General features: G+C 70.0%; 16 protein-coding genes. All 16 read right to left on the bottom strand.

Going from position 1 to position 19,625, the window contains the following annotated elements:
* Nucleotides 1–189 precede the first annotated feature (189 nt).
* Nucleotides 190–1,497, bottom strand: a complete 1,308-nt coding sequence (locus ABZT02_RS34440; RefSeq protein ID WP_356024689.1) for an MraY family glycosyltransferase — start codon at nt 1,495–1,497, stop codon at nt 190–192.
* Between the two features lie 129 nt (nt 1,498–1,626).
* Nucleotides 1,627–2,868, bottom strand: a complete 1,242-nt coding sequence (gene glyA / locus ABZT02_RS34435) for a serine hydroxymethyltransferase (RefSeq protein WP_356024687.1) — start codon at nt 2,866–2,868, stop codon at nt 1,627–1,629.
* Between the two features lie 69 nt (nt 2,869–2,937).
* Entirely contained in the window at nt 2,938–3,609 is a 672-nt protein-coding gene (locus tag ABZT02_RS34430) for a protein-tyrosine-phosphatase (protein WP_356024685.1), read from the bottom strand.
* Complete coding sequence (locus ABZT02_RS34425) at nt 3,606–4,253, bottom strand: L-threonylcarbamoyladenylate synthase (protein WP_037721443.1); 648 nt, start codon at nt 4,251–4,253, stop codon at nt 3,606–3,608. Before ABZT02_RS34425 ends, ABZT02_RS34430 begins: the two co-directional genes overlap by 4 nt.
* Nucleotides 4,254–4,305: 52 nt before the next feature.
* Nucleotides 4,306–5,151, bottom strand: a complete 846-nt coding sequence (gene prmC / locus ABZT02_RS34420; RefSeq protein ID WP_356024682.1) for a peptide chain release factor N(5)-glutamine methyltransferase — start codon at nt 5,149–5,151, stop codon at nt 4,306–4,308.
* Between the two features lie 49 nt (nt 5,152–5,200).
* Nucleotides 5,201–6,277, bottom strand: a complete 1,077-nt coding sequence (gene prfA, locus ABZT02_RS34415; protein WP_355751247.1) for a peptide chain release factor 1 — start codon at nt 6,275–6,277, stop codon at nt 5,201–5,203.
* A 103-nt stretch (nt 6,278–6,380) separates the two neighbouring features.
* Nucleotides 6,381–6,599: a 50S ribosomal protein L31 gene (gene rpmE / locus ABZT02_RS34410; protein WP_020122779.1), complete on the bottom strand. Its 219-nt coding sequence runs from the start codon at nt 6,597–6,599 to the stop codon at nt 6,381–6,383.
* A 129-nt stretch (nt 6,600–6,728) separates the two neighbouring features.
* The gene (locus ABZT02_RS34405) at nt 6,729–7,835 is read right to left on the bottom strand and encodes an LCP family protein (protein ID WP_356024679.1); all 1,107 of its coding nucleotides are present in this window, start codon (nt 7,833–7,835) and stop codon (nt 6,729–6,731) included.
* 244 nt (nt 7,836–8,079) lie between these two features.
* Complete coding sequence (locus tag ABZT02_RS34400; protein ID WP_356024839.1) at nt 8,080–9,894, bottom strand: trypsin-like serine protease; 1,815 nt, start codon at nt 9,892–9,894, stop codon at nt 8,080–8,082.
* A 133-nt stretch (nt 9,895–10,027) separates the two neighbouring features.
* Nucleotides 10,028–12,082, bottom strand: a complete 2,055-nt coding sequence (gene rho, locus ABZT02_RS34395) for a transcription termination factor Rho (protein ID WP_356024677.1) — start codon at nt 12,080–12,082, stop codon at nt 10,028–10,030.
* Nucleotides 12,083–12,490: 408 nt separating this feature from the next.
* Nucleotides 12,491–13,420, bottom strand: coding sequence for a homoserine kinase (gene thrB, locus ABZT02_RS34390; protein WP_356024675.1), 930 nt, complete (start codon nt 13,418–13,420; stop codon nt 12,491–12,493).
* Between the two features lie 259 nt (nt 13,421–13,679).
* Nucleotides 13,680–14,738: a threonine synthase gene (gene thrC, locus ABZT02_RS34385; RefSeq protein WP_356024672.1), complete on the bottom strand. Its 1,059-nt coding sequence runs from the start codon at nt 14,736–14,738 to the stop codon at nt 13,680–13,682.
* A gap of 6 nt (nt 14,739–14,744) precedes the next feature.
* The gene (locus ABZT02_RS34380) at nt 14,745–16,037 is read right to left on the bottom strand and encodes a homoserine dehydrogenase (RefSeq protein WP_356024670.1); all 1,293 of its coding nucleotides are present in this window, start codon (nt 16,035–16,037) and stop codon (nt 14,745–14,747) included.
* 155 nt (nt 16,038–16,192) lie between these two features.
* Nucleotides 16,193–17,584, bottom strand: coding sequence for a diaminopimelate decarboxylase (gene lysA, locus ABZT02_RS34375; RefSeq protein ID WP_356024668.1), 1,392 nt, complete (start codon nt 17,582–17,584; stop codon nt 16,193–16,195).
* Between the two features lie 28 nt (nt 17,585–17,612).
* Nucleotides 17,613–18,761, bottom strand: coding sequence for an ArgS-related anticodon-binding protein NrtL (gene nrtL / locus ABZT02_RS34370; protein WP_356024665.1), 1,149 nt, complete (start codon nt 18,759–18,761; stop codon nt 17,613–17,615).
* A 269-nt stretch (nt 18,762–19,030) separates the two neighbouring features.
* On the bottom strand, nt 19,031–19,561 hold the full coding sequence (locus tag ABZT02_RS34365) for a response regulator (RefSeq protein ID WP_356024663.1): 531 nt from the start codon (nt 19,559–19,561) through the stop codon (nt 19,031–19,033).
* Nucleotides 19,562–19,625 lie beyond the last annotated feature (64 nt).

The following is a 19,625-nucleotide window of genomic DNA, read 5'->3' as shown; positions in this document are numbered from 1 at the left end:
TTCTCGTGAACCGTATCACAAACTATTTGATGCGGTCTTTACCTAGATGGTGTGCCTGCTGTCACACATGAGAGTGAAGCTGCGCGTCTGTGCGGAAACACGGTCGAGTTGTCTGGTATAAGGGCGTTTTGTCGCCCCGCCGAAGTCCCACGCGTTGGCAATGCTTTAGTCAGATTCTTACCTTGGGCGTCAGCGCGACGTCTCGGCCTGACGCCTCTCGGGGACGTGCGAACGGGCGCTCAGCGCGGTCGCGCCGTTGACACCCGCCACCCCCGCGGCGACGGGAGTGCGCTCTTCCACCTCCACGGGCTCCGCCACCACGGCCCGCCGACGGCGGCGGTAGCGCGGCGGCACGACGTGCTGGGCCCACATCGGGACGCGCGGCGTGAAGCGCGGCAGCAGGAGCAGCACCAGGCCGAACGCACTGAGGAACACGACGCCGAGCACGATCCACATGGACGCGGAGTTCACCGAGTAGGCGAGCGAGCCGAACGCGATCAGCGCCGACCAGAAGTACATGATCCACACCGCGCGGCTGTGCGAGTGCCCGATCTCCAGGAGCCGGTGGTGCAGATGCCCGCGGTCGGCGGCGAACGGCGACTGACCACGCCAGGTGCGGCGCACAATGGCCGAGATCAGGTCCGCGGCCGGCACCGCGATGATCGTCAGCGGCAGCAGCAGCGGGATGTACACGGGGACCGTCTGGTGCACGGCCGCCTTCTCGGACCCGGCGAACAGCTTCAGCGCGTCCGGGTCGATCTGCCCGGTGATGGAGATCGCGCCCGCGGCGAGCACCAGGCCGATGAGCATCGAGCCGGAGTCGCCCATGAAGATCCGCGCGGGGTGCATGTTGTGCGGCAGGAAGCCCAGGCACATGCCCATCAGGATCGCTGAGAACAGCGTGGCCGGGGCGGCCGCCTCGATGCCGTACGAGTACCAGATCCGGTAGGCGTACAGGAAGAACGCCGCCGCCGCGATGCAGACCATGCCGGCCGCGAGACCGTCCAGGCCGTCGACGAAGTTCACCGCGTTGATGGTGATGACGACCAACGCGACCGTGAGCAGGGTGCCCTGCCACTGCGTCAGCGCGACCGAGCCGACACTGGGGATCGGCAGCCACAGGATCGTCAGACCCTGCATGACCATCACGCCCGCGGCGATCATCTGGCCGCCCAGCTTGATCAGGGCGTCGATCTCGAACTTGTCGTCCAGGACGCCGATCAGCCAGATCAGGGCCGCGCCGGAGAGCAATGCGCGCGGTTCGTTCGACTTCTCGAAGACCTCGCTGAGGTTGGTCAGATGGTCGGCGACCAGCAGGCCCGCGCACAGTCCGAAGAACATGGCGATACCGCCGAGCCGCGGAGTCGGTTCCCGGTGCACGTCACGGGCCCGGATCTCCGGCATCGCTCCGGCCACGATCGCGAACTTCCGTACCGGCCCTGTCAGCAGATACGTCACCGCGGCCGTGATGCAGAGCGTCAGCAGGTATTCACGCACAGGCTTCCCCACAGGTCTCGCTGGCCATCTCAGCCACACACCCTAGCGACGGACGCATATGGTTGTGGACTTCCGGGTAGAGCCGATGGTTGCACGTGCGGCTGTGCACCAAGGTGCGGATACCCTCGCTCAGGCCGGATACGGCGGAAATCCGCCGACCAGATCCCGCACTTCTTCACGTGCCTGGGCGCTCTCGACCTTTCCGCGCACCACCCCCGCGAGCAGGGCGGCGATCCTCGCCATCTCCTTCTCGGCCATGCCCTGGGTGCTGACGGCGGCGGTGCCGAGGCGCAGTCCGCGGGAGTCCGCGTGAGGCAGCGCACAGCAGTCGAGCACCAGCCCCGCGGCCGCGAGACGTCCCCGCGCCGTCCGGCCGTCGACGCCGAGCGGTGCCGGATCGGCCGTCACGAGATGGGTGTCGGTCCCCCCGGTGGTGACGACGAGTCCCTCGTCGGCCAGGGCGGCCGCCAGGACCCGCGCGTTGGCGACCACCTGATGGGCGTACGCGCTGAACGCCGGGGTCGCCGCCTCGCCGAACGCGACCGCCTTCGCGGCGATGGTGTGCATCTGCGCGCCGCCCTGTGTGAACGGGAAGACGGCCCGGTCGACCCGCTCGGCCAGTTCGCCGCCGCACAGGATCATTCCGCCGCGGGGGCCGCGCAGCACCTTGTGCGTGGTGGCGCAGACGACATCGGCGTACGGCACCGGACTGGGTGCCGCTCCCCCGGCTACGAGCCCGATGGGGTGGGCCGCGTCGGCGATGAGATACGCGCCGACCTCGTCGGCGACCTCGCGGAAGAAGGCGTAGTCGATGTGCCGGGGGTAGGCGATGGAACCGCACACGATCGCCTTGGGCCGGTGACCGCGGGCCAGCGTCCGCACCTGGTCGTGGTCGATGAGTCCGGTCTCGGCGTCGACGCCGTAGGGGACGAAGTCGAACCAGCGGCCGGAGAAGTTGGCGGGCGAGCCGTGGGTGAGGTGGCCACCGTAGGGCAGGCCGAGGGCGAGGACGGTGTCACCGGGGCGCAGCAGGGCGGCGTAGGCGGCGAGGACCGCCGAAGAGCCGGAGTGGGACTGCACGTTGGCGTGTTCGGCGCCGAACAGCGCCCTCGCCCGGTCCACGGCGAGCCGCTCGGCGACGTCGACGATCTCGCAGCCGCCGTGGTGACGGGCGCCCGGGTAGCCCTCGGCGTACTTGTTGGCCAGCGGTGAGCCGAGCGCGGCGAGCACGGCGGGCGAGCAGAAGTTCTCGGCGGCGATGAGCTGGAGCGTCGACGACTGCCGGTCGAGCTCCCCGAGCAGGATCTCGGCCAGCTCGGGGTCCTGCCGCGTGAGGAGGTCGGCGGTGGGGGGCGCATGGGTGACCGACATGGTGAACTCCGGGGCGTCGACGATGACGTACGTCCAATGTAGGCCCGGGGCCGACGGGGTGCCCGGTCGTTACGCCCTTGCGGGTACACCCGTCAGCGCCGTCACCACCGGATCCAGCGCCTCGTTTATCTCGTCCCCGATCGAGCGGAAGAAGGGCAGGGGTGCTCCGTACGGGTCGAAGACCTCGTCGGCCTCGGCGGTCGGGGCCAGGAGCCACCCGCGTAGAGCCGCCGCCGCGCGGACCAGGGCGCGTGCGCGGGTGACCAGGCCCTCCTCCAGCGGCGGCAGGGTGGCGGGGTCTATCGCCTTCACCAGACGGGTGAACTCCTTGAGGGTGAAGGTGCGCAGGCCCGCCGAGTGGCCCATCGAGATCACCTGCTGGCGGTGGTCGCGGGTGGCGGTCAGGACCAGGTCCGCCATGATCACGTGTTCGTCCAGCAGCTCCCGCCCCGTGAAGCCGGAGGCGTCCGCGCCGAACTCGGCCAGCACGGTCTCCGCGTTGGCCTCCATGGGCGCGCCCTCGTGACCCCAGGTCCCCGCGCTCTCCACGACGACTCCGCCCCACAGCGGGTCGCCGAGCCGGTCCGCCAGGGCATGCCGGGTCAGCCGCTCGGTGATCGGCGAGCGGCAGACGTTGCCGGTGCTGACATGGAGGATGCGGAAGCTGTTACGCGGGAGCCCTGTGAAGGTCCGCGTCTCTTCCCCGTCCCATATGCCACGCCCCGCGTCAGGGGCCGTCAATTCGCCACCTCGAGGTCGGGTACGACCTTCCTGAGCTCGTCCGCGGAGATCGCGCCCGCGCGCAGCAGCAGGGGCACCTCACGGGTGACGTCGACGATCGAGGAGGGGACGTTGCCGGGGGTCGGGCCGCCGTCGAGGTAGACGGAGACGGAGTCGCCGAGCATCTCCTGCGCGGCGTCGCAGTTCTCCGGCGACGGGTGGCCGGTCAGGTTGGCGGAGGAGACCGCCATGGGGCCGACCTCGGTCAGCAGCTCGATGGCGACCGGGTGCAGCGGCATCCGGACGGCCACCGTGCCCCTGGTGTCGCCCAGGTCCCACTGGAGGGACGGCTGGTGCTTGGCGACGAGCGTGAGCGCGCCCGGCCAGAAGGCGTCGACGAGTTCCCAGGCCAGCTCGGAGAAGTCGGTGACGAGACCGTGGAGGGTGTTCGGGGAGCCGATCAGCACGGGGGTGGGCATGTTGCGGCCCCGGCCCTTGGCCTCGAGGAGGTCATGGACGGCCTCCGAGGAGAACGCGTCGGCGCCGATGCCGTACACCGTGTCGGTCGGGAGGACCACGAGCTCGCCACGGCGGACGGCGGACGCGGCTTCGCGCAGACCGGTCGTGCGGTCGGTCGCGTCGTTGGTGTCGTATCGCCGTGCCATATCTAGCGGGCCTCCTCGTACACGTCATGCTGGATTGAAGTCCCGGGCGTGCTCACGGCATCGCCCTGCGGGCCGTGGCGAACCGGGGTCGGTTGTTGAGGTCGGGGTGGTCGGCCGCGTCGGCCCAGCCCCGCTCCTCGGTGAAGATCCACGGCACCTGGCCGCCCTGGGTGTCGGCGTGCTCGATGACGACGACGCCGCCGGGGCGCAGGAGCCGGTGCGCGGTCCGTTCCAGACCGCGGATGAGGTCGAGGCCGTCCTCGCCGGAGAACAGGGCGAGTTCGGGGTCGTAGTCCCGCGCCTCGGGAGCGACGTACTCCCACTCGGTGAGCGGGATGTAGGGCGGGTTGGAGATGACCAGGTCGACATGGCCGTCGAGGTCGGGGAAGGCGTCCAGGGCGTTGCCCTGCCGCAGGTCGACCCTGGAGCCCTCGACGTTCTTACGGGTCCACCGCAGCGCTTCCTCGGACAGCTCCACGGCGTGCACGCGGGAACGCGGGACCTCCTGGGCGAGGGCGAGCGCGATGGCGCCGGAGCCGGTGCACAGGTCGACGATGCACGGCTCGACGACGTCCATCGCGCGGACGGCGTCTATGGCCCAGCCGACCACCGACTCGGTCTCGGGGCGCGGCACGAACACACCGGGCCCCACCTGGAGTTCGAGGTAGCGGAAGTAGGCGAGGCCGGTGATGTGCTGGAGCGGCTCGCGCTGCTCACGGCGCGCGATGGTCTCCCAGTAGCGGGCGTCGAAGTCCGTGTCCTTCACGGAGTGCAGCTCGCCCCGCTTCACGCCGTGCACGAACGCGGCGAGCTCCTCCGCGTCGTTGCGCGGCGAGGGCACGCCGGCGTCGGCCAGCCGCTGGGTGGCCTGGGCCACCTCTGCGAGCAGCAGGTTCACGCAAGTCCTCCGTGTCGTACTCGGTACTCGGTCGTGCGTAGGTACCTCTTTACGCGGCCGCCAGCTTCGCCGCCGAGTCCGCGTCGACGCAGGCCTGGATCACCGCGTCGAGGTCGCCGTCCAGGACCTGGTCCAGGTTGTACGACTTGAAGCCGACACGGTGGTCCGAGATGCGGTTCTCCGGGAAGTTGTACGTGCGGATCTTCTCGGAGCGGTCGACGGTGCGGACCTGGCTGCGCCGGGCGTCGGCGGCGTTCCGCTCCGCCTCCTCCTGCGCCGCCGCGAGCAGCCTGGAGCGCAGGATACGCAAGGCCTGCTCCTTGTTCTGCAGCTGGCTCTTCTCGTTCTGGCAGGAGGCGACGACTCCGGTGGGAATGTGCGTGATGCGCACGGCGGAGTCGGTCGTGTTGACGGACTGCCCGCCCGGTCCGGAGGAGCGGTAGACGTCGATGCGGAGGTCGTTGGGGTTGATCTCGACGTCGACCTCCTCCGCCTCGGGGGTGACGAGGACACCGGCCGCGGAGGTGTGGATGCGGCCCTGGGACTCGGTCGCCGGGACGCGCTGCACGCGGTGCACGCCGCCCTCGTACTTCAGGCGGGCCCAGACACCCTGGCCGGGCTCGGTGGCGCCGTTTCCGCCCTTGGTCTTCACGGCGACCTGGACGTCCTTGTAGCCGCCCAGTTCTGACTCGGTGGCGTCGATGATCTCGGTCTTCCAGCCGACGCGCTCGGCGTAGCGCAGGTACATGCGCAGCAGGTCGCCGGCGAACAGCGCGGACTCGTCGCCGCCGGCGCCCGCCTTGATCTCGAGGATGACGTCCTTGTCGTCGCTGGGGTCGCGCGGGACGAGGAGAAGGCGCAGCTTCTCCGTCAGCTCCTCGCGCTGCTTCTCCAGCTCCTTGACCTCGGCGGCGAAGTCGGGGTCGGCGGCGGCGTACTCGCGCCCGGTCTCGATGTCGTCGCCGGTCTGCTTCCAGGAGCGGTACGTGGCGACGATCGGGGTGAGCTCGGCGTAGCGCTTGTTCAGCTTGCGCGCGTTGGCCTGGTCGGAGTGGACCGACGGGTCGGCGAGCTTCTTCTCCAGGTCGGCGTGCTCACCGACGAGTTCCTCGACGGCCTCGAACATCTCAGGGCTCCTGTACTGCGGACGAAAGGGGAAGGCGGGCGACCAAAAACGCCGGTCCCGGCGCACTCCGAGGAGTACGGCGTGGACCGGCGCTGGTGGCTCGCTACTTCTTGGCAGCAGCCTTGCCGAAGCGGGCCTCGAAGCGGGCCACACGGCCACCGGTGTCGAGGATCTTCTGCTTGCCCGTGTAGAACGGGTGGCACTCGGAGCAGACCTCGGCGCGGACGGTGCCGCTGGAGATCGTGCTGCGGGTGGTGAACGACGCGCCACAGGTGCAGCTGACCTGCGTCTCGACGTACTCGGGGTGGATGTCGCGCTTCAAGGTGTCTCCTAGTTTCGGGAGGGCGCCGGGTCGCCACCGCGGGCTGCGGGAGCGTGAACCGGGGCCGACGTACCAGTCTGCCAGCACTGGCCGCATCCCCCAAAACGAGGGGGCACCGCGATCTATTCCTCAGGAGGTCACGACGCCCTTGGCCTGGCCCGTCGCGTTGCCTTCCGTGGCCGACCTCGGGATCGTCCGGTCGTTCTCCAGAGCCGTCCAGATCTGTTTGGCCTTGGTCTCCTGGACGATCACGCGGTTCGGGTTCGCCGGGTCGTACTGGACCGGCATCGTGACCATGGTCATGTTCTCGGGGCTGATGCCCTTGAGGCCGCTCGCGAAGGAGACCAGGGAGTTGACCGAGCCGAGGTCGGAGTCGGTGGTGACGGCCTTGGTGGCGGTGTCGGCGAGGTCGTACAGCTTCTTGGGGCTGGTCAGCACGCCGACGCTCTTGACCTGCTTGACCAGCGCCTTGATGAAGGCCTGCTGGAGCTGGATACGGCCGAGGTCGCTGCCGTCGCCGACGCCGTGCCGGGTGCGGACGAGGCCGAGGGCCTGGGCGCCGGTGAGTTCGTGCGTGCCGGCCTTGAGGTCCAGATGGCTGTCGGTGTCCTTGATGGCCCTGGTAGTGGTGACCGTGACCCCGCCGAGCTCGTCGACGAGCTTCTCGAAGCCGCTGAAGTCGACTTCCAGGTAGTGGTCCATGCGGATGCCGGTCATGGACTCGACGGTCTTGACGGCACAGGCCGCGCCGCCGGTCGTGTACGCGGTGTTGAACATGACGTCCGACGCGGCGTCGTGGTCCTTGCCGTCGGTGTCGGTGCACTCCGGGCGGTCGATCAGGGTGTCGCGCGGGATGGAGACCACGGTGGCCTTCTTGTGGCCCTTGTACACGTGGATGATCATCGCGGTGTCGGAGCGGGCGCTGCCGTCGTCGGTGCCGCCGCCGAGCTCCTTGTTGGAGCCGGAGCGGCTGTCCGAGCCGAGGACGAGGATGTTCTCGGAGCCGTTGTCGACCTTCGCGGGCCGCTCGCTGCCGAGGACCTGGTCGATGTCGACGCTCTTGAGGTTGCCGTTGAGCTTGAAGTACACGTAGCCGGCCCCGGTGCCGCCCACCACGACGATCCCCGCGGCGACCCACGCCGTGATCAGCAGGCCCTTGCGGTCCCTGCCACGGGGCTTTCGGCGGCGTCCCTTGCCCCCCGGTCCACCGGGTATGGGCGTGCTCTCGGCTGACATGTGCTCCTCGTATCCCGTCCGGTCGGTTACCCCCTGCTTTCAGGGTCAGACGTGGTCATCGAAGACCCTTCCCCGGTTCTCGGCTCCGCTCGAACCGGGCGGTGCCCCATCGCACCATCGTCGCTCCGCCTGGTCAGATGGCGAAACTCGAGAAAGGGTTGCACAACGTGCTGTGACCGCCACGTGAAGCAGCGGTCACAGCACGTCACTGGAGAAGCAGAGCAGGCCCTGCTCACCAGCGGTTTCAGCCGAAGATGTCGTACTGCTGGAAACCGGTACCGACACTGACTCTTGTGGCAAAGATCTCGCTGGTCGCCTTGCCGGTGCCCTTGTACAGGTAGAGCGTGCCGCCCGGGGTGCGGGCCAGCAGGTCGGCCCTACCGTCGCCAGTGATGTCGCCGACGGCGTCGAAGGCGTTGTAGCCGCTCCAGTTCGTGCGCACCTTGACCCGGGCGGCGAAGACGCCCGTGCCGGACTTGCCGGTGCCCTTGTACAGGTAGAGGTCGCCGGTGCTCTTGTTGCGGGCGAGCACGTCCGCCTTGCCGTCACCGGTGAAGTCGCCGTGGCCGAGCAGCTGGTTGTACTGGCTCCAGCCGCCGCCGACCCTGACCCGGGTAGCGAAGCTGCCGTCGCCCTTGCCCGGGTAGATCCACAGGACGCCCGCCGAGTCCACCGAGAGCAGGTCGGGCTTGTAGTCGCCGGTCACGTCGCCGGGGGTGAGGATCCGGGTGCGGGTCTTCCAGTTCGTGAAGACCTTCTTCGGGTCGGCCCAGGCGCCGGTGGTCCCGTCGGGCGACGGGACGAACCGCAGCCAGTAGACGTCACCAGTGGCGGAGACGCGGTACACGAGGTCCTGGTAGCCGTCCCGGTTGAGGTCGGTCTGCCGGACCAGGTTCACCCCGTTCCAGTCGCCCCAGGACTTTTGGGCGGCGAGGGTGGTGCCCTTGGAGTCGAGCTCGTAGCCGACCTTGGTGGAGGACGCGCGCACCCACAGGTCGGCCTTGTGGTCGAAGCTGAGGTTGGTGTCGTCCACGCGCGGGTAGGCGGCGCCCACGTACTTACTGACCTTGGTGAAGACGCTGTAGGCGCCCTTCGCCACACAGTCCGTGACGTTCCAGGAGACGACGCCGACGATCCGGCCGTTCACGACGAGGGGGCCGCCGGAGTCACCGCTGCAAATGGCGGTCGTACCGGAGTCGCGGCCACTGGCGGGCGGGCCGGCGCAGACCATGTGCCCCTTGATGAACCAGGAGCCGTAGGCCGCGGCGCAGGTCGCGTCCGACTTGATGGGCAGCGTGGCCGTCTTCAGCATCTGGGAGATGTCGTCGTCGGTGGAGCTGGTGCGGCCCCAGCCGTAGACCTTGGCGCTCTTGGCGCCGGTCGAGGCGGGGTCGTAGGAGGCGGTGTCCGTGGACGTCGTCATGCGGATCGGGGTGGCCTTGACGGGCTTCGCCAGGGTCAGGACCGCGATGTCGTTGTCGATGGTGTCCGCGTTGTACGACGGGTGGTACCACTGCCGCAGTACGGCCGTCGCGGTGCCACCGTGCAGGTCGCCGTCGTCCGAGAGCAGCTGCGTGGCCCCGGTCACCACCACGCCGCCCTTGGCCCAGTCGGCGCCCTTGACGCAGTGCGCGGCGGTGAGGATCTTCGTGGGCGCGACGACGGCGCCGCCGCAGAAGAAGCCGGTGTCGTCGCTGGTGTCCGTGGTGCCCCGGTCGTCCACGTACCAGAGCTGGGCCATCCACGGGGCCGAGGTGACGGTGGTCGTCGTACCGCCGATGATCATCGGCGAGACGGTGCCGTCGACGGTTCCGCTGCCCGCCGTCTTCCTCGACGGCCGGGTCACCGTCCCGGAGCCGTCGTCGGCCGCCACGGCGGCGGCGACCCGCTTCTCCAGCTCGGCCTGCGACGGCGTGGACGCGGCGGCGGCCTTGACCGGTGCCTGCGGTTCGGGCACGACGGTGGCGGCGTTCGCGGACGTGGCCAGCAGCGCGGCGGCCACGGCGACGGGCAGAGCGATCCGGAGCCGCCGTCTGTGGCGCCCGGCGACTCCGGACATGGGTATGCCCATGCAAGTCCCCCCTGATGATCAGAAGTTCGGAGATCGAGAATTCGACCGAAGAGCGTGATCGTAAACCAAAGAGGACCGCCCCCTGACGACAGGGGGCGGTCCTCTTCGCGAACGTTCGACGTCAGTCGCCGTTGCCCGGCATCGGCGTCGTCTTCTGGATCTGGAGCAGGAACTCGCCGTTCGACTTCGTCTGCTTCATCTTGTCGAGCAGCAGCTCGATCGCCTGCTGGGAGTCGAGCGCGTGCAGCACCCGGCGCAGCTTCCAGGTGATGGCGAGCTCGTCGCTGCCGAGCAGGATCTCTTCCTTACGGGTGCCGGACGCGTCGACGTCCACCGCGGGGAAGATCCGCTTGTCGGCGAGCTTGCGGTCGAGCTTGAGCTCGGCGTTGCCCGTGCCCTTGAACTCCTCGAAGATGACCTCGTCCATGCGGGACCCGGTGTCCACCAGCGCGGTGGCGAGGATGGTCAGCGAGCCGCCGTCCTCGATGTTGCGGGCCGCACCGAAGAAGCGCTTCGGCGGGTACAGGGCGGTCGAGTCGACACCACCGGACAGGATGCGGCCGGAGGCGGGCGCGGCGAGGTTGTACGCACGGCCCAGACGCGTGATCGAGTCGAGCAGCACGACGACGTCGTGACCCAGCTCCACCAGCCGCTTGGCGCGCTCGATGGCGAGCTCGGCGACCGTGGTGTGGTCCTCGGCCGGTCGGTCGAAGGTCGAGGAGATGACCTCGCCCTTGACCGACCGCTGCATGTCGGTGACCTCTTCCGGACGCTCGTCGACCAGGACGACCATCAGGTGGCACTCGGGGTTGTTGTGCGTGATCGCGTTGGCGATCGCCTGCATGATCATGGTCTTGCCGGTCTTCGGCGGGGCCACGATCAGACCGCGCTGGCCCTTACCGATCGGCGCGACGAGGTCGATGATGCGGGTGGTGAGGATGCCGGGGTCCGTCTCCAGGCGGAGGCGGTCCTGCGGGTACAGCGGCGTCAGCTTGTTGAACTCCGGGCGGCCACGGCCGTGTTCGGGCGCCATGCCGTTGACGGAGTCGAGCCGCACCAGCGCGTTGAACTTCTCGCGCCGCTCGCCTTCCTTGGGCTGACGGACCGCACCGGTGATGTGGTCACCCTTGCGCAGGCCGTTCTTGCGGACCTGGGCGAGGGAGACGTACACGTCGTTGGGACCTGGCAGGTAGCCGGAGGTGCGGATGAAGGCGTAGTTGTCGAGGATGTCCAGGATGCCCGCGACGGGGATCAGGACGTCGTCCTCGTTGATCTGCGGCTCGGGGCCGCCCATCTCGTCACGGCCGCGACGGCCACGGCGGTCCCGGTAACGGCCCCGGCGACCGCGGCGGCCACCCTCGAAGTCGTCGTCGTCCTGCGGGCCGTTGTCGCGCTGCTGGCGGTCCTGACGGTCCGGACGGTCCTGGCGGTCCTGACGGCCACCGCCCTGCTGCTGGCTCTGCTGCTGACGCTGACCGCCCGGGCCCTGCTGGTCGTCGCTCTTGCGACGCTCCCCGCGGTCCCCGCGCTCGCCACGCTCCCCGCGGTCACGGCCGCGGTCACGGCGGTCACGGCGGCCACGGCCCTCGCCGTCACCGGCGTCGCCCTGCGGCTGCTGTGCGGGCGCCTCGGCCTTGGGCTCGCTCTTCGCCTCGGCCACGACCGTCTCGGGGCTGCCCGTGGGGGCGCCCGCCTCGGCGGTGGCGCGGCGACGACGGCGCTCGGTGGGAGCGTCGTCTCCCCCGCGCTCGGCGGCGGGCTGGCCGGGAATCTCGATCTGCTGCTGGGCCACGGCCTTCTCGGCGGGGGCCTCGGCCTTCGCCTCCGCCTTCTTCTCGGCGGCGTCACCCGTACGAGCCTTGGAGGTGGCGCGGCGCTTCGGCTTGGTCTCGGTGGCGTCCCCGGCGGGGGAAGACGCGGCCTTGGGAGCCGCGGCACCTCCTCCGGCCTGCGCCTCCTTGATGACCTCGATCAACTGGCTCTTGCGCATACGCGCGGTGCCCCTGATGCCGAGGCCGGATGCGACCTGCTGCAGCTCGGCCAGCACCATGCCGTCGAGGCCGGTACCGCGGCGCCGCCGGGAGCCGGCACCGGTGGCAGGCGCGGAGGCGTCCGTGGAGGGCGCGGCAGCGGTCTCCTCGACACGTGCGCCCATCAGATCGGTGGTGTCGCTCACGAAGGGTCCTTCCCTGGAGCGGACGTCGGCCTGTCTGGCTCGGCGACCGTTTGTGCTGTCCGACGTCGGTCCCATCCTTGTGGACCGTGCCGGGGCGGTGGTCCGCCTGAACGGCGGAGGAATGTGGTGACGGCGCTTCCGAGAGCCGTGGCACTGAGTGTCCGTGTCACGTGGCTTGGTCACACCGGTTCCGGAGCGTGCCCGGCAAGTCGCTCAGTGCTCGCGTACGAGGTACTGCCCATGTACGTCGTACGGAACGCAGTGCGGCTTGGGAGGCTCCCGGAAGAATGTCTGTCCCGGACGGGGACGTGAAGCACCTCGCCATGGTGGGGTCGGGTGCAGACTTGAGATTAACACTACCGGATCCAACAAACATTCCCCCTCTCGAAATCCGGCACACGCCGGATCTCAGATGTCACTGGCGGCCGCGAGCGGGAGCACGCAGGCCCCCTGGGCGTCGAGTTCCAGCCGGTTGGCGGCCCAGCCCCCGCCCGCCAGATGGGCCACCTTGTCGGCGCTGTCCGCGTCGGCCAGCGCGAGCACGGTGGGCCCTGCCCCTGAGATGACTGCCGGGACTCCGTCGGCCCGCAGCCGCTCCACCAGTGCGGCGCTCTCCGGCATGGCGGGAGCGCGGTACTCCTGGTGGAGACGGTCCTCGGTGGCCGGCAGCAGCAGCTCGGGGCGCCTGGTGAGGGCCTCGACGAGCAGCGCGGCACGGCCCGCGTTGGCGGCGGCGTCGACGTGCGGCACAGTGCGCGGGAGCAGTCCGCGCGCGGTCTCGGTCAGGACGGGCTTTCCGGGCACGAAAACCACCGGAACGATGGAATGGGCGGGCTCCATCCTGATCGCCCGGGCGGCGCCGGCCTCCATCCAGGAGAGCGTGAAACCGCCGAGCAGACAGGCCGCCACGTTGTCGGGGTGGCCCTCGATCTCGGTGGCGAGCTCCAGGAGCGCGGTGTCGTCGAGCCGGGCCTCGCCGCCTATGGTCACGGCGCGCGCGGCGACGATTCCGGCGCAGATGGCGGCGGAGGAGGAGCCGAGACCCCGGCCGTGCGGGATGCGGTTGGCGCAGACGATCTCCAGGCCGCGCGGCTGGCCGCCCAGCAGATCGAAGGCGGTGCGCAGGGAGCGTACGAGAAGGTGGCTCTCGTCACGCGGGAGCGTCTCGTTCCCCTCCCCGGCGATGTCGATGTGCAGCCCGGAGTCGGCCACCCGGACCACGACGTCGTCGTAGAGCCCCAGCGACAGGCCCAGGGCGTCGAAGCCCGGACCGAGGTTGGCGCTGGTGGCGGGGACGCGCACCCGGACGGCGGCGGCACGGAAGGCGGGACCGGCCATCTCTCGATGACTCTCCTTGAGCTGCGTGATTGTCGAATGACATTCGATGACGTACGAAGACCCTGCCGGCCGCGGAGACGACGCGGCACCCCGCTGTACGCGAGGGCATATGCAGCGGGCGGGTTCGGTACAGCCTATCGAAGGAAGGTTCTGTGGCGACATAGGGCGCACAGGAGGCGCACGATGCGTGTCGTAAGCCCCCTGTGCACCCCCGGTAGGGAAGGCCCTGCCGTACGCCGGTCAGGGATGCCGCGCGCTGTCAGGCGAGCCCGAGGCGCTCGGCCGCCGTCGCCGCGTCGACCGGGACGGTGACCGGCTGCGGGGCACCCGCGACGGCCCAGTCGGGGTCCTTGAGGCCGTTGCCGGTGACGGTGCAGACGATGCGCTGCCCCGGGTCGACCTTGCCCTGCTCGGCGGCCTTCAGCAGACCGGCCACCGACGCGGCGGAGGCGGGCTCCACGAAGACACCCTCCTGAGCGGCCAACAGCCGGTAGGCGCGCAGGATCTCACGGTCCGTCACCTCGTCGATGAACCCGCCGGACTCCTCCTTCGCCGCGAGGGCGTACTGCCAGGAGGCGGGGTTGCCGATACGGATGGCGGTGGCGATGGTCGACGGGTCCTTGACGACCTCGCCGCGCACGATCGGGGCACTGCCGGAGGCCTGGAAGCCCCACATCCGGGGGGTCTTGGCGGCCACACCGTCGGCGGCGTACTCCTTGTAGCCCTTCCAGTACGCCGTGATGTTGCCGGCGTTGCCGACCGGCAGGACGTGGATGTCGGGCGCGTCGCCGAGCATGTCGACGATCTCGAAGGCGGCCGTCTTCTGGCCCTCGATACGCACCGGGTTGACCGAATTGACCAGCGCCACCGGGTAGTTGTCGCTCAGCGCGCGGGCCAGGGTGAGGCAGTCGTCGAAGTTTCCGTCGACCTGGAGGATCTTCGCGCCGTGGATGAGCGCCTGGCCCATCTTGCCGAGCGCGATCTTGCCCTGCGGGACGAGCACGGCGGAGACCATGCCCGCGCGTACGGCGTAGGCGGCCGCGCTCGCCGACGTGTTGCCGGTGGAGGCGCAGATGACCGCCTTCGCGCCCTCCTCCTTGGCCCGCGTGATGGCCATGGTCATACCGCGGTCCTTGAAGGACCCGGTGGGGTTGGCGCCCTCCACCTTGAGGTGGACCTCGCACCCGGTGCGCTCGGAGAGCACCTGCGCGGGCACGAGGGGCGTGCCGCCCTCGCGGAGCGTCACGACCGGCGTGGTGTCGGAGACGGGCAGCCGGTCCCGGTACTCCTCGATGATTCCGCGCCACTGGTGGGTCATTGCTCGTTACTCTCCTTCAACCCGCATGATGCTGGCGACACCCCGCACGGTGTCGAGCTTGCGCAACGCCTCGACGGTCCCGCCCAGGGCGGCGTCCGACGCGCGGTGCGTGACGACGACGAGAGAGGCCTCGCCGTCCTTCCCCTGCTGCCGAACGGTATCGATGGACACCCCGTGCTCGGCGAACACGGTCGCGACCTGGGCGAGAACACCCGGTTTGTCGGCCACGTCCAGACTGATGTGGTAGCGCGTGACGACCTCGCCCATGCCCGAGACGGGGAGGGCGGCGTACGCGGACTCGCCGGGCCCGGTCGTGCCGCTCAGCCGGTTGCGGCAGACGGCGACGAGGTCACCGAGGACGGCGGAGGCGGTGGGGGCGCCGCCCGCACCGGGGCCGTAGAACATCAGCTGACCGGAGGCGTCGGACTCGACGAACACGGCGTTGTAGGCGCCGCGGACGGAGGCGAGTGGATGCGTGAGCGGGATCATCGCGGGGTGCACGCGCGCGGTGACGGACTGCCCGTCCTCGGCCCGCTCACAGATGGCGAGCAGCTTGATGGTGCAGCCCATGTTCTTCGCTGAGGCGAAGTCGGAGGCGGTGACCTCGGTCATGCCCTCGCGGTAGACGTCGTCGAGACGCACGCGCGTGTGGAAGGCGATCCCGGCGAGGATGGCGGCCTTGGCGGCGGCGTCGAACCCCTCGACGTCGGCGGTCGGGTCGGCTTCCGCGTATCCGAGGGCGGTGGCCTCGTCGAGGGCCTCCTGATAGCCGGCCCCCGTGGAGTCCATCGCGTCGAGAATGAAGTTCGTCGTCCCGTTGACGATGCCGAGCACCCGGTTCACCTTGTCACCGGCGAGGGACTCGCGCAGCGGGCGGATCAGCGGGATGGCACCGGCGACGGCGGCCTCGTAGTAGAGGTCCTTGTCGGCCTTCTGGGCGGCCGCGTGGAGGGCGGCACCGTCCTGGGCGAGGAGCGCCTTGTTGGCGGAGACGACGGAGGCGCCGTGCTCGAAGGCGGTGGTGATGAGGGACCGGGCGGGCTCGATCCCCCCGATGACCTCCACGACCACGTCGATGTCCCCGCGTTTGACGAGGGCGGTGGCGTCGGTGGTGACGAGTTCCTGCGGGATGCCCTCACGGACCTTGGAGGGCCGCCGTACCGCGACGCCCGCGAGTTCGACGGGGGCCCCGATCCGGGCGGCGAGGTCGTCGGCGTGCGTCGTCATGATGCGCGCCACCTCTGAGCCGACCACTCCGCAGCCCAGCAGCGCCACCTTCAGCGGACGCGTACGCATCATCCGACCTCGTTTCCTCATACCGTCTAGGTGGAACCAGTCTCACTCACCGGACGGGAGTTTCTGCCCCTCGTCCGGATTATGAGACATCTATTTCATTTGTCCGGGGGTGGAAGACCGTAGATCTTCCTTTCCCGACAGGTGGCCTGACGGGTGGGTCATCCGACGTCGAGCCGCAGCAGGTCCTCCTCCGTCTCGCGGCGGACGATGACCCGGGACTCGCCGTCGCTGACGGCCACGACCGGCGGGCGCAGCACGTGGTTGTAGTTGCTCGCCATGGAACGGCAGTAGGCGCCCGTCGCCGGTACGGCGATGAGGTCACCCGGTGCCAGGTCGGCCGGCAGGAACGCGTCCTTGACCACGATGTCCCCGCTCTCGCAGTGCTTGCCGACGACCCGGGCGAGCATGGGTTCGGCGTCACTGGTCCTGGACACGAGGGCGACGGTGTACTCGGCGTCGTACAGCGCGGTGCGGATGTTGTCCGACATCCCGCCGTCGACGGAGACGTAGGTGCGCAGCCCGTCGAGGGGCTTGATGGTGCCGACCTCGTAGAGCGTGAAGGCGGTCGGCCCGACGATGGCGCGCCCGGGCTCGACGGAGATCCTCGGGGTCCGCAGCTTGGCGGCCTCGCACTCCCTCGTCACGATCTCCGTCAGCGCCTTGGCGATCTCGTGCGGCTCGCGGGGGTCGTCGTCGCTGGTGTACGCGATCCCGAGGCCACCGCCGAGGTCGATCTCGGGAAGCTCGACACCGTGCTCGTCACGGACCTCCTTGAGCAGCCCGACCACGCGGTGTGCCGCGACCTCGAAGCCGGACATGTCGAAGATCTGCGAACCGATGTGGGAGTGGATGCCGATGAGCTCGATCCCGTCGAGCTTCAGCGCCCGCCGCACGGCCTCGGCGGCCTGACCGCCGGCGAGCGGGATGCCGAACTTCTGGTCCTCGTGGGCGGTGGCGATGAACTCATGGGTGTGCGCCTCGACGCCGACGGTGATCCGGATCTGGACGCGCTGCCGCTTCCCGAGTTCCTGGGCGATGTGCGCGACGCGGACGATCTCCTGGAAGGAGTCGAGGACGATACGTCCGACGCCCTCGGTGATCGCGCGGCGGATCTCCTCGGTGGACTTGTTGTTGCCGTGGAAGGCGATGCGGTCGGCGGGCATGCCGGCGGAGAGGGCGGTGGCGAGCTCGCCGCCGGAGCAGACGTCGAGGTTGAGCCCCTCCTCGTGCAGCCAGCGCACGACGGCCCGGGAGAGGAACGCCTTGCCGGCGTAGAAGACGTCGGCGTCGGACCCGAAGGCGCTGCGCCACGCCCGCGCCCGGGCCCGGAAGTCGGTCTCGTCGACGACGTAGGCGGGGGTGCCGTGCTGTTCGGCGAGTTGCGTCGCGGTGATACCGCCCACGGTGAGGACGCCGTCCCCGTTGCGGGTGACCGTCTGGGCCCAGACCTTGGGGTCGAGGGTGTTGAGGTCGGCGGGCGGGGCGGAGTAATGGCCCTCGGGAAGGACGTCGGCGTGACGGGGCCCGGCGGGATGTGCGGAACGGCTCATCTTCTTGACTGGCTCTCTGTTCGCTGTCTCAGAGGTGTTCGGGTGCGTCGATGCCGAGCAGGGACAGGCCGCCGGCCAGCACCGCCCCGGCGGCTTCGGCGAGCGCGAGCCGGGCACGGTGGGCGGCCGAGGGTTTCTCCGCGCCCCGCGGAAGGACGGCTGCGAGAAAGGGGAGAACGGCATCGGCGACGATGACGAGATGCCGGGCCAAGCGGTCGGGTGCGTTGTGCGCGGCGGCGGCCTGGAGGACACGGGGGTGATCGGCGAGGGCGTTCCGCAGGGCCGTCGTGTCTTGTACGGCGGTTTCCGGTACGGAGGTTTCCGGTACGGCGGTTTCGTGTACAGCGGTTTCCTGTACGCCTGCCTGTGTGCCGCCCCGTGGGTTCACGTCCCCGGGATCGGCGTGAAAGCCCAGGTCGGCGGCGTTACGGGTGACGGCCCGGGTGCGGGCGTGGGCGTAACGGACCCGGAAGAGAGGGTTGCTCTCACGCTGGACCAGGTGGTCAGCGGTGATGCGGGGCCGGTCGTGGGGAGCGGGGTGGAGGAGCGCCCAGCGGGCGGCGTCCCGGCCGAGGGGGGTGGGGTCGGCGGGGGGTGCCGGTACGGGTCGTACGTGGACGTCGAGTGGGGCGTCGAGAGGGGCGGGGGCCTCGGGGGTGCCGTACGCGTCGACCTCGACGCCGAGGATGTCCGTCCAGGCAGACTCCGGGCGGGAGACGCAGCTGGTGCGGACGAGGGCGCCCTGGGAGCGGAGGATGCGGGCGACGGCGTCCATCACGACGACGGCGCGGATCTCGTGGGGTGCGTGCAGCCGCACGAGCTGCCCGGTGGGCCGTTCGGCATGGCCGTACCGGTGTCCGAGTCGCAGGATCTCCCGCACAAGGGCGTCTCCGCTCCCCCGCAGGCTGATGTTGAGGAACCCGGGCCCGGTGACGACGACGTCGCTGATGCCGTCGCTCTGCGCGAGGCGCTGCCGGAGGATCTCGGCGACCCGAAGCGGCGGCTGCCCGGCGGGCCGGGCGAGCTGGAGCGCGACGTTGCTGGCGTAGTCCCCACAGCCGCCGGGCCCCGGGGGCGCGACGCCAATCCGCCCCGGCACGACCACGTCCAGCTCCCCGTCATCGACAGCACGACGCACCGCGCGCAGCACGGTACGGGAGAGCTCGACGGGGGTCACGGGACAAGCGTATGGGAGGAGGGGGGTGGGTGGGCGAGCGGGTTTCGGCGGGGGTCCGGGATGTGGACGGCCGGGGGGTGGAGGCGGGCGGGTGTGGGGGCCTGAGCTCTGGGACGCCGGGTGCGGCCGCAGGCGGGGAGGTGAGGTGCGGATGCGAGATGTGGGGGGGGAGCGGGGTGCGGTCCTGGGGACGCCGACGTCGATGTCGATGTCGATGTCATGCCGAGGTCATTGCGAGCCGGTGCGCGGGTATCAACGGTCGGCGCGGATCAGCCGCCGGCCCGACCGGCCCGCTCGGTCTCCCCGCCCCCGGGTACACCCCCGAGGACGCCCCCGACGAGTGGGGTGCCCCCCTCCCCCGGACCCCGCCCCACCCGGCTCGCCTCCACCAACTGCCGTACGAGTCGTACGAGTTCGGCGGGCTCGAAGGGCTTGGCGAGGAAGGCGTCGACGCCGGCGTCGAGACCGCTGTCGACCTCGTGCTGCGTACAGGCACTGACGATGGCGAGGGGAAGGTGAGCCGTCCGGGGGTCGGAACGCAGTTGTGCGGCGGTCCGCAGTCCATCCAGGCGGGGCATCACCACATCGAGGGTCACGACATCGGGCCGCACCTGATGAACGACATCCAGACACTCGACACCATCGGCCGCGGTCACGACCTCGAGACCCTCCAGCTCGAGATTGACCCTGATCAACTGCCGGATGACCTTGTTGTCGTCCACAACAAGCACCCGACCCGACGCGCCTGGCACAACTCGAGAGTAGGTGCGGACCGGCCACCGCGTCCGGGTTTTCCCCACTTCCACCCCACGCGAGGGGCCCACGCCGCCCCCTGCGAAACCCGTTCCTGATCACCCCGAGGGA

It is taken from the genome of Streptomyces sp. NPDC005402, from assembly GCF_040606575.1.
Classification (GTDB): Bacteria; Actinomycetota; Actinomycetes; order Streptomycetales; family Streptomycetaceae; genus Streptomyces.
Note: the sequence above shows the minus strand (reverse complement) of the source record. Positions and strands in the feature narration are given on the sequence as shown.

Coding starts and splice junctions, on each gene's coding strand:
- glyA (WP_356024687.1), bottom strand. CDS start 2,868: ATGTCGGTCACCCATGCGCCCCCCACCGCCGACCTCCTCACGCGGCAG.
- ABZT02_RS34425 (WP_037721443.1), bottom strand. CDS start 4,253: ATGGCACGGCGATACGACACCAACGACGCGACCGACCGCACGACCGGT.
- prfA (WP_355751247.1), bottom strand. CDS start 6,277: ATGTTCGAGGCCGTCGAGGAACTCGTCGGTGAGCACGCCGACCTGGAG.
- ABZT02_RS34405 (WP_356024679.1), bottom strand. CDS start 7,835: ATGTCAGCCGAGAGCACGCCCATACCCGGTGGACCGGGGGGCAAGGGA.
- ABZT02_RS34400 (WP_356024839.1), bottom strand. CDS start 9,894: ATGTCCGGAGTCGCCGGGCGCCACAGACGGCGGCTCCGGATCGCTCTG.
- thrB (WP_356024675.1), bottom strand. CDS start 13,420: ATGGCCGGTCCCGCCTTCCGTGCCGCCGCCGTCCGGGTGCGCGTCCCC.
- thrC (WP_356024672.1), bottom strand. CDS start 14,738: ATGACCCACCAGTGGCGCGGAATCATCGAGGAGTACCGGGACCGGCTG.
- ABZT02_RS34380 (WP_356024670.1), bottom strand. CDS start 16,037: ATGATGCGTACGCGTCCGCTGAAGGTGGCGCTGCTGGGCTGCGGAGTG.
- lysA (WP_356024668.1), bottom strand. CDS start 17,584: ATGAGCCGTTCCGCACATCCCGCCGGGCCCCGTCACGCCGACGTCCTT.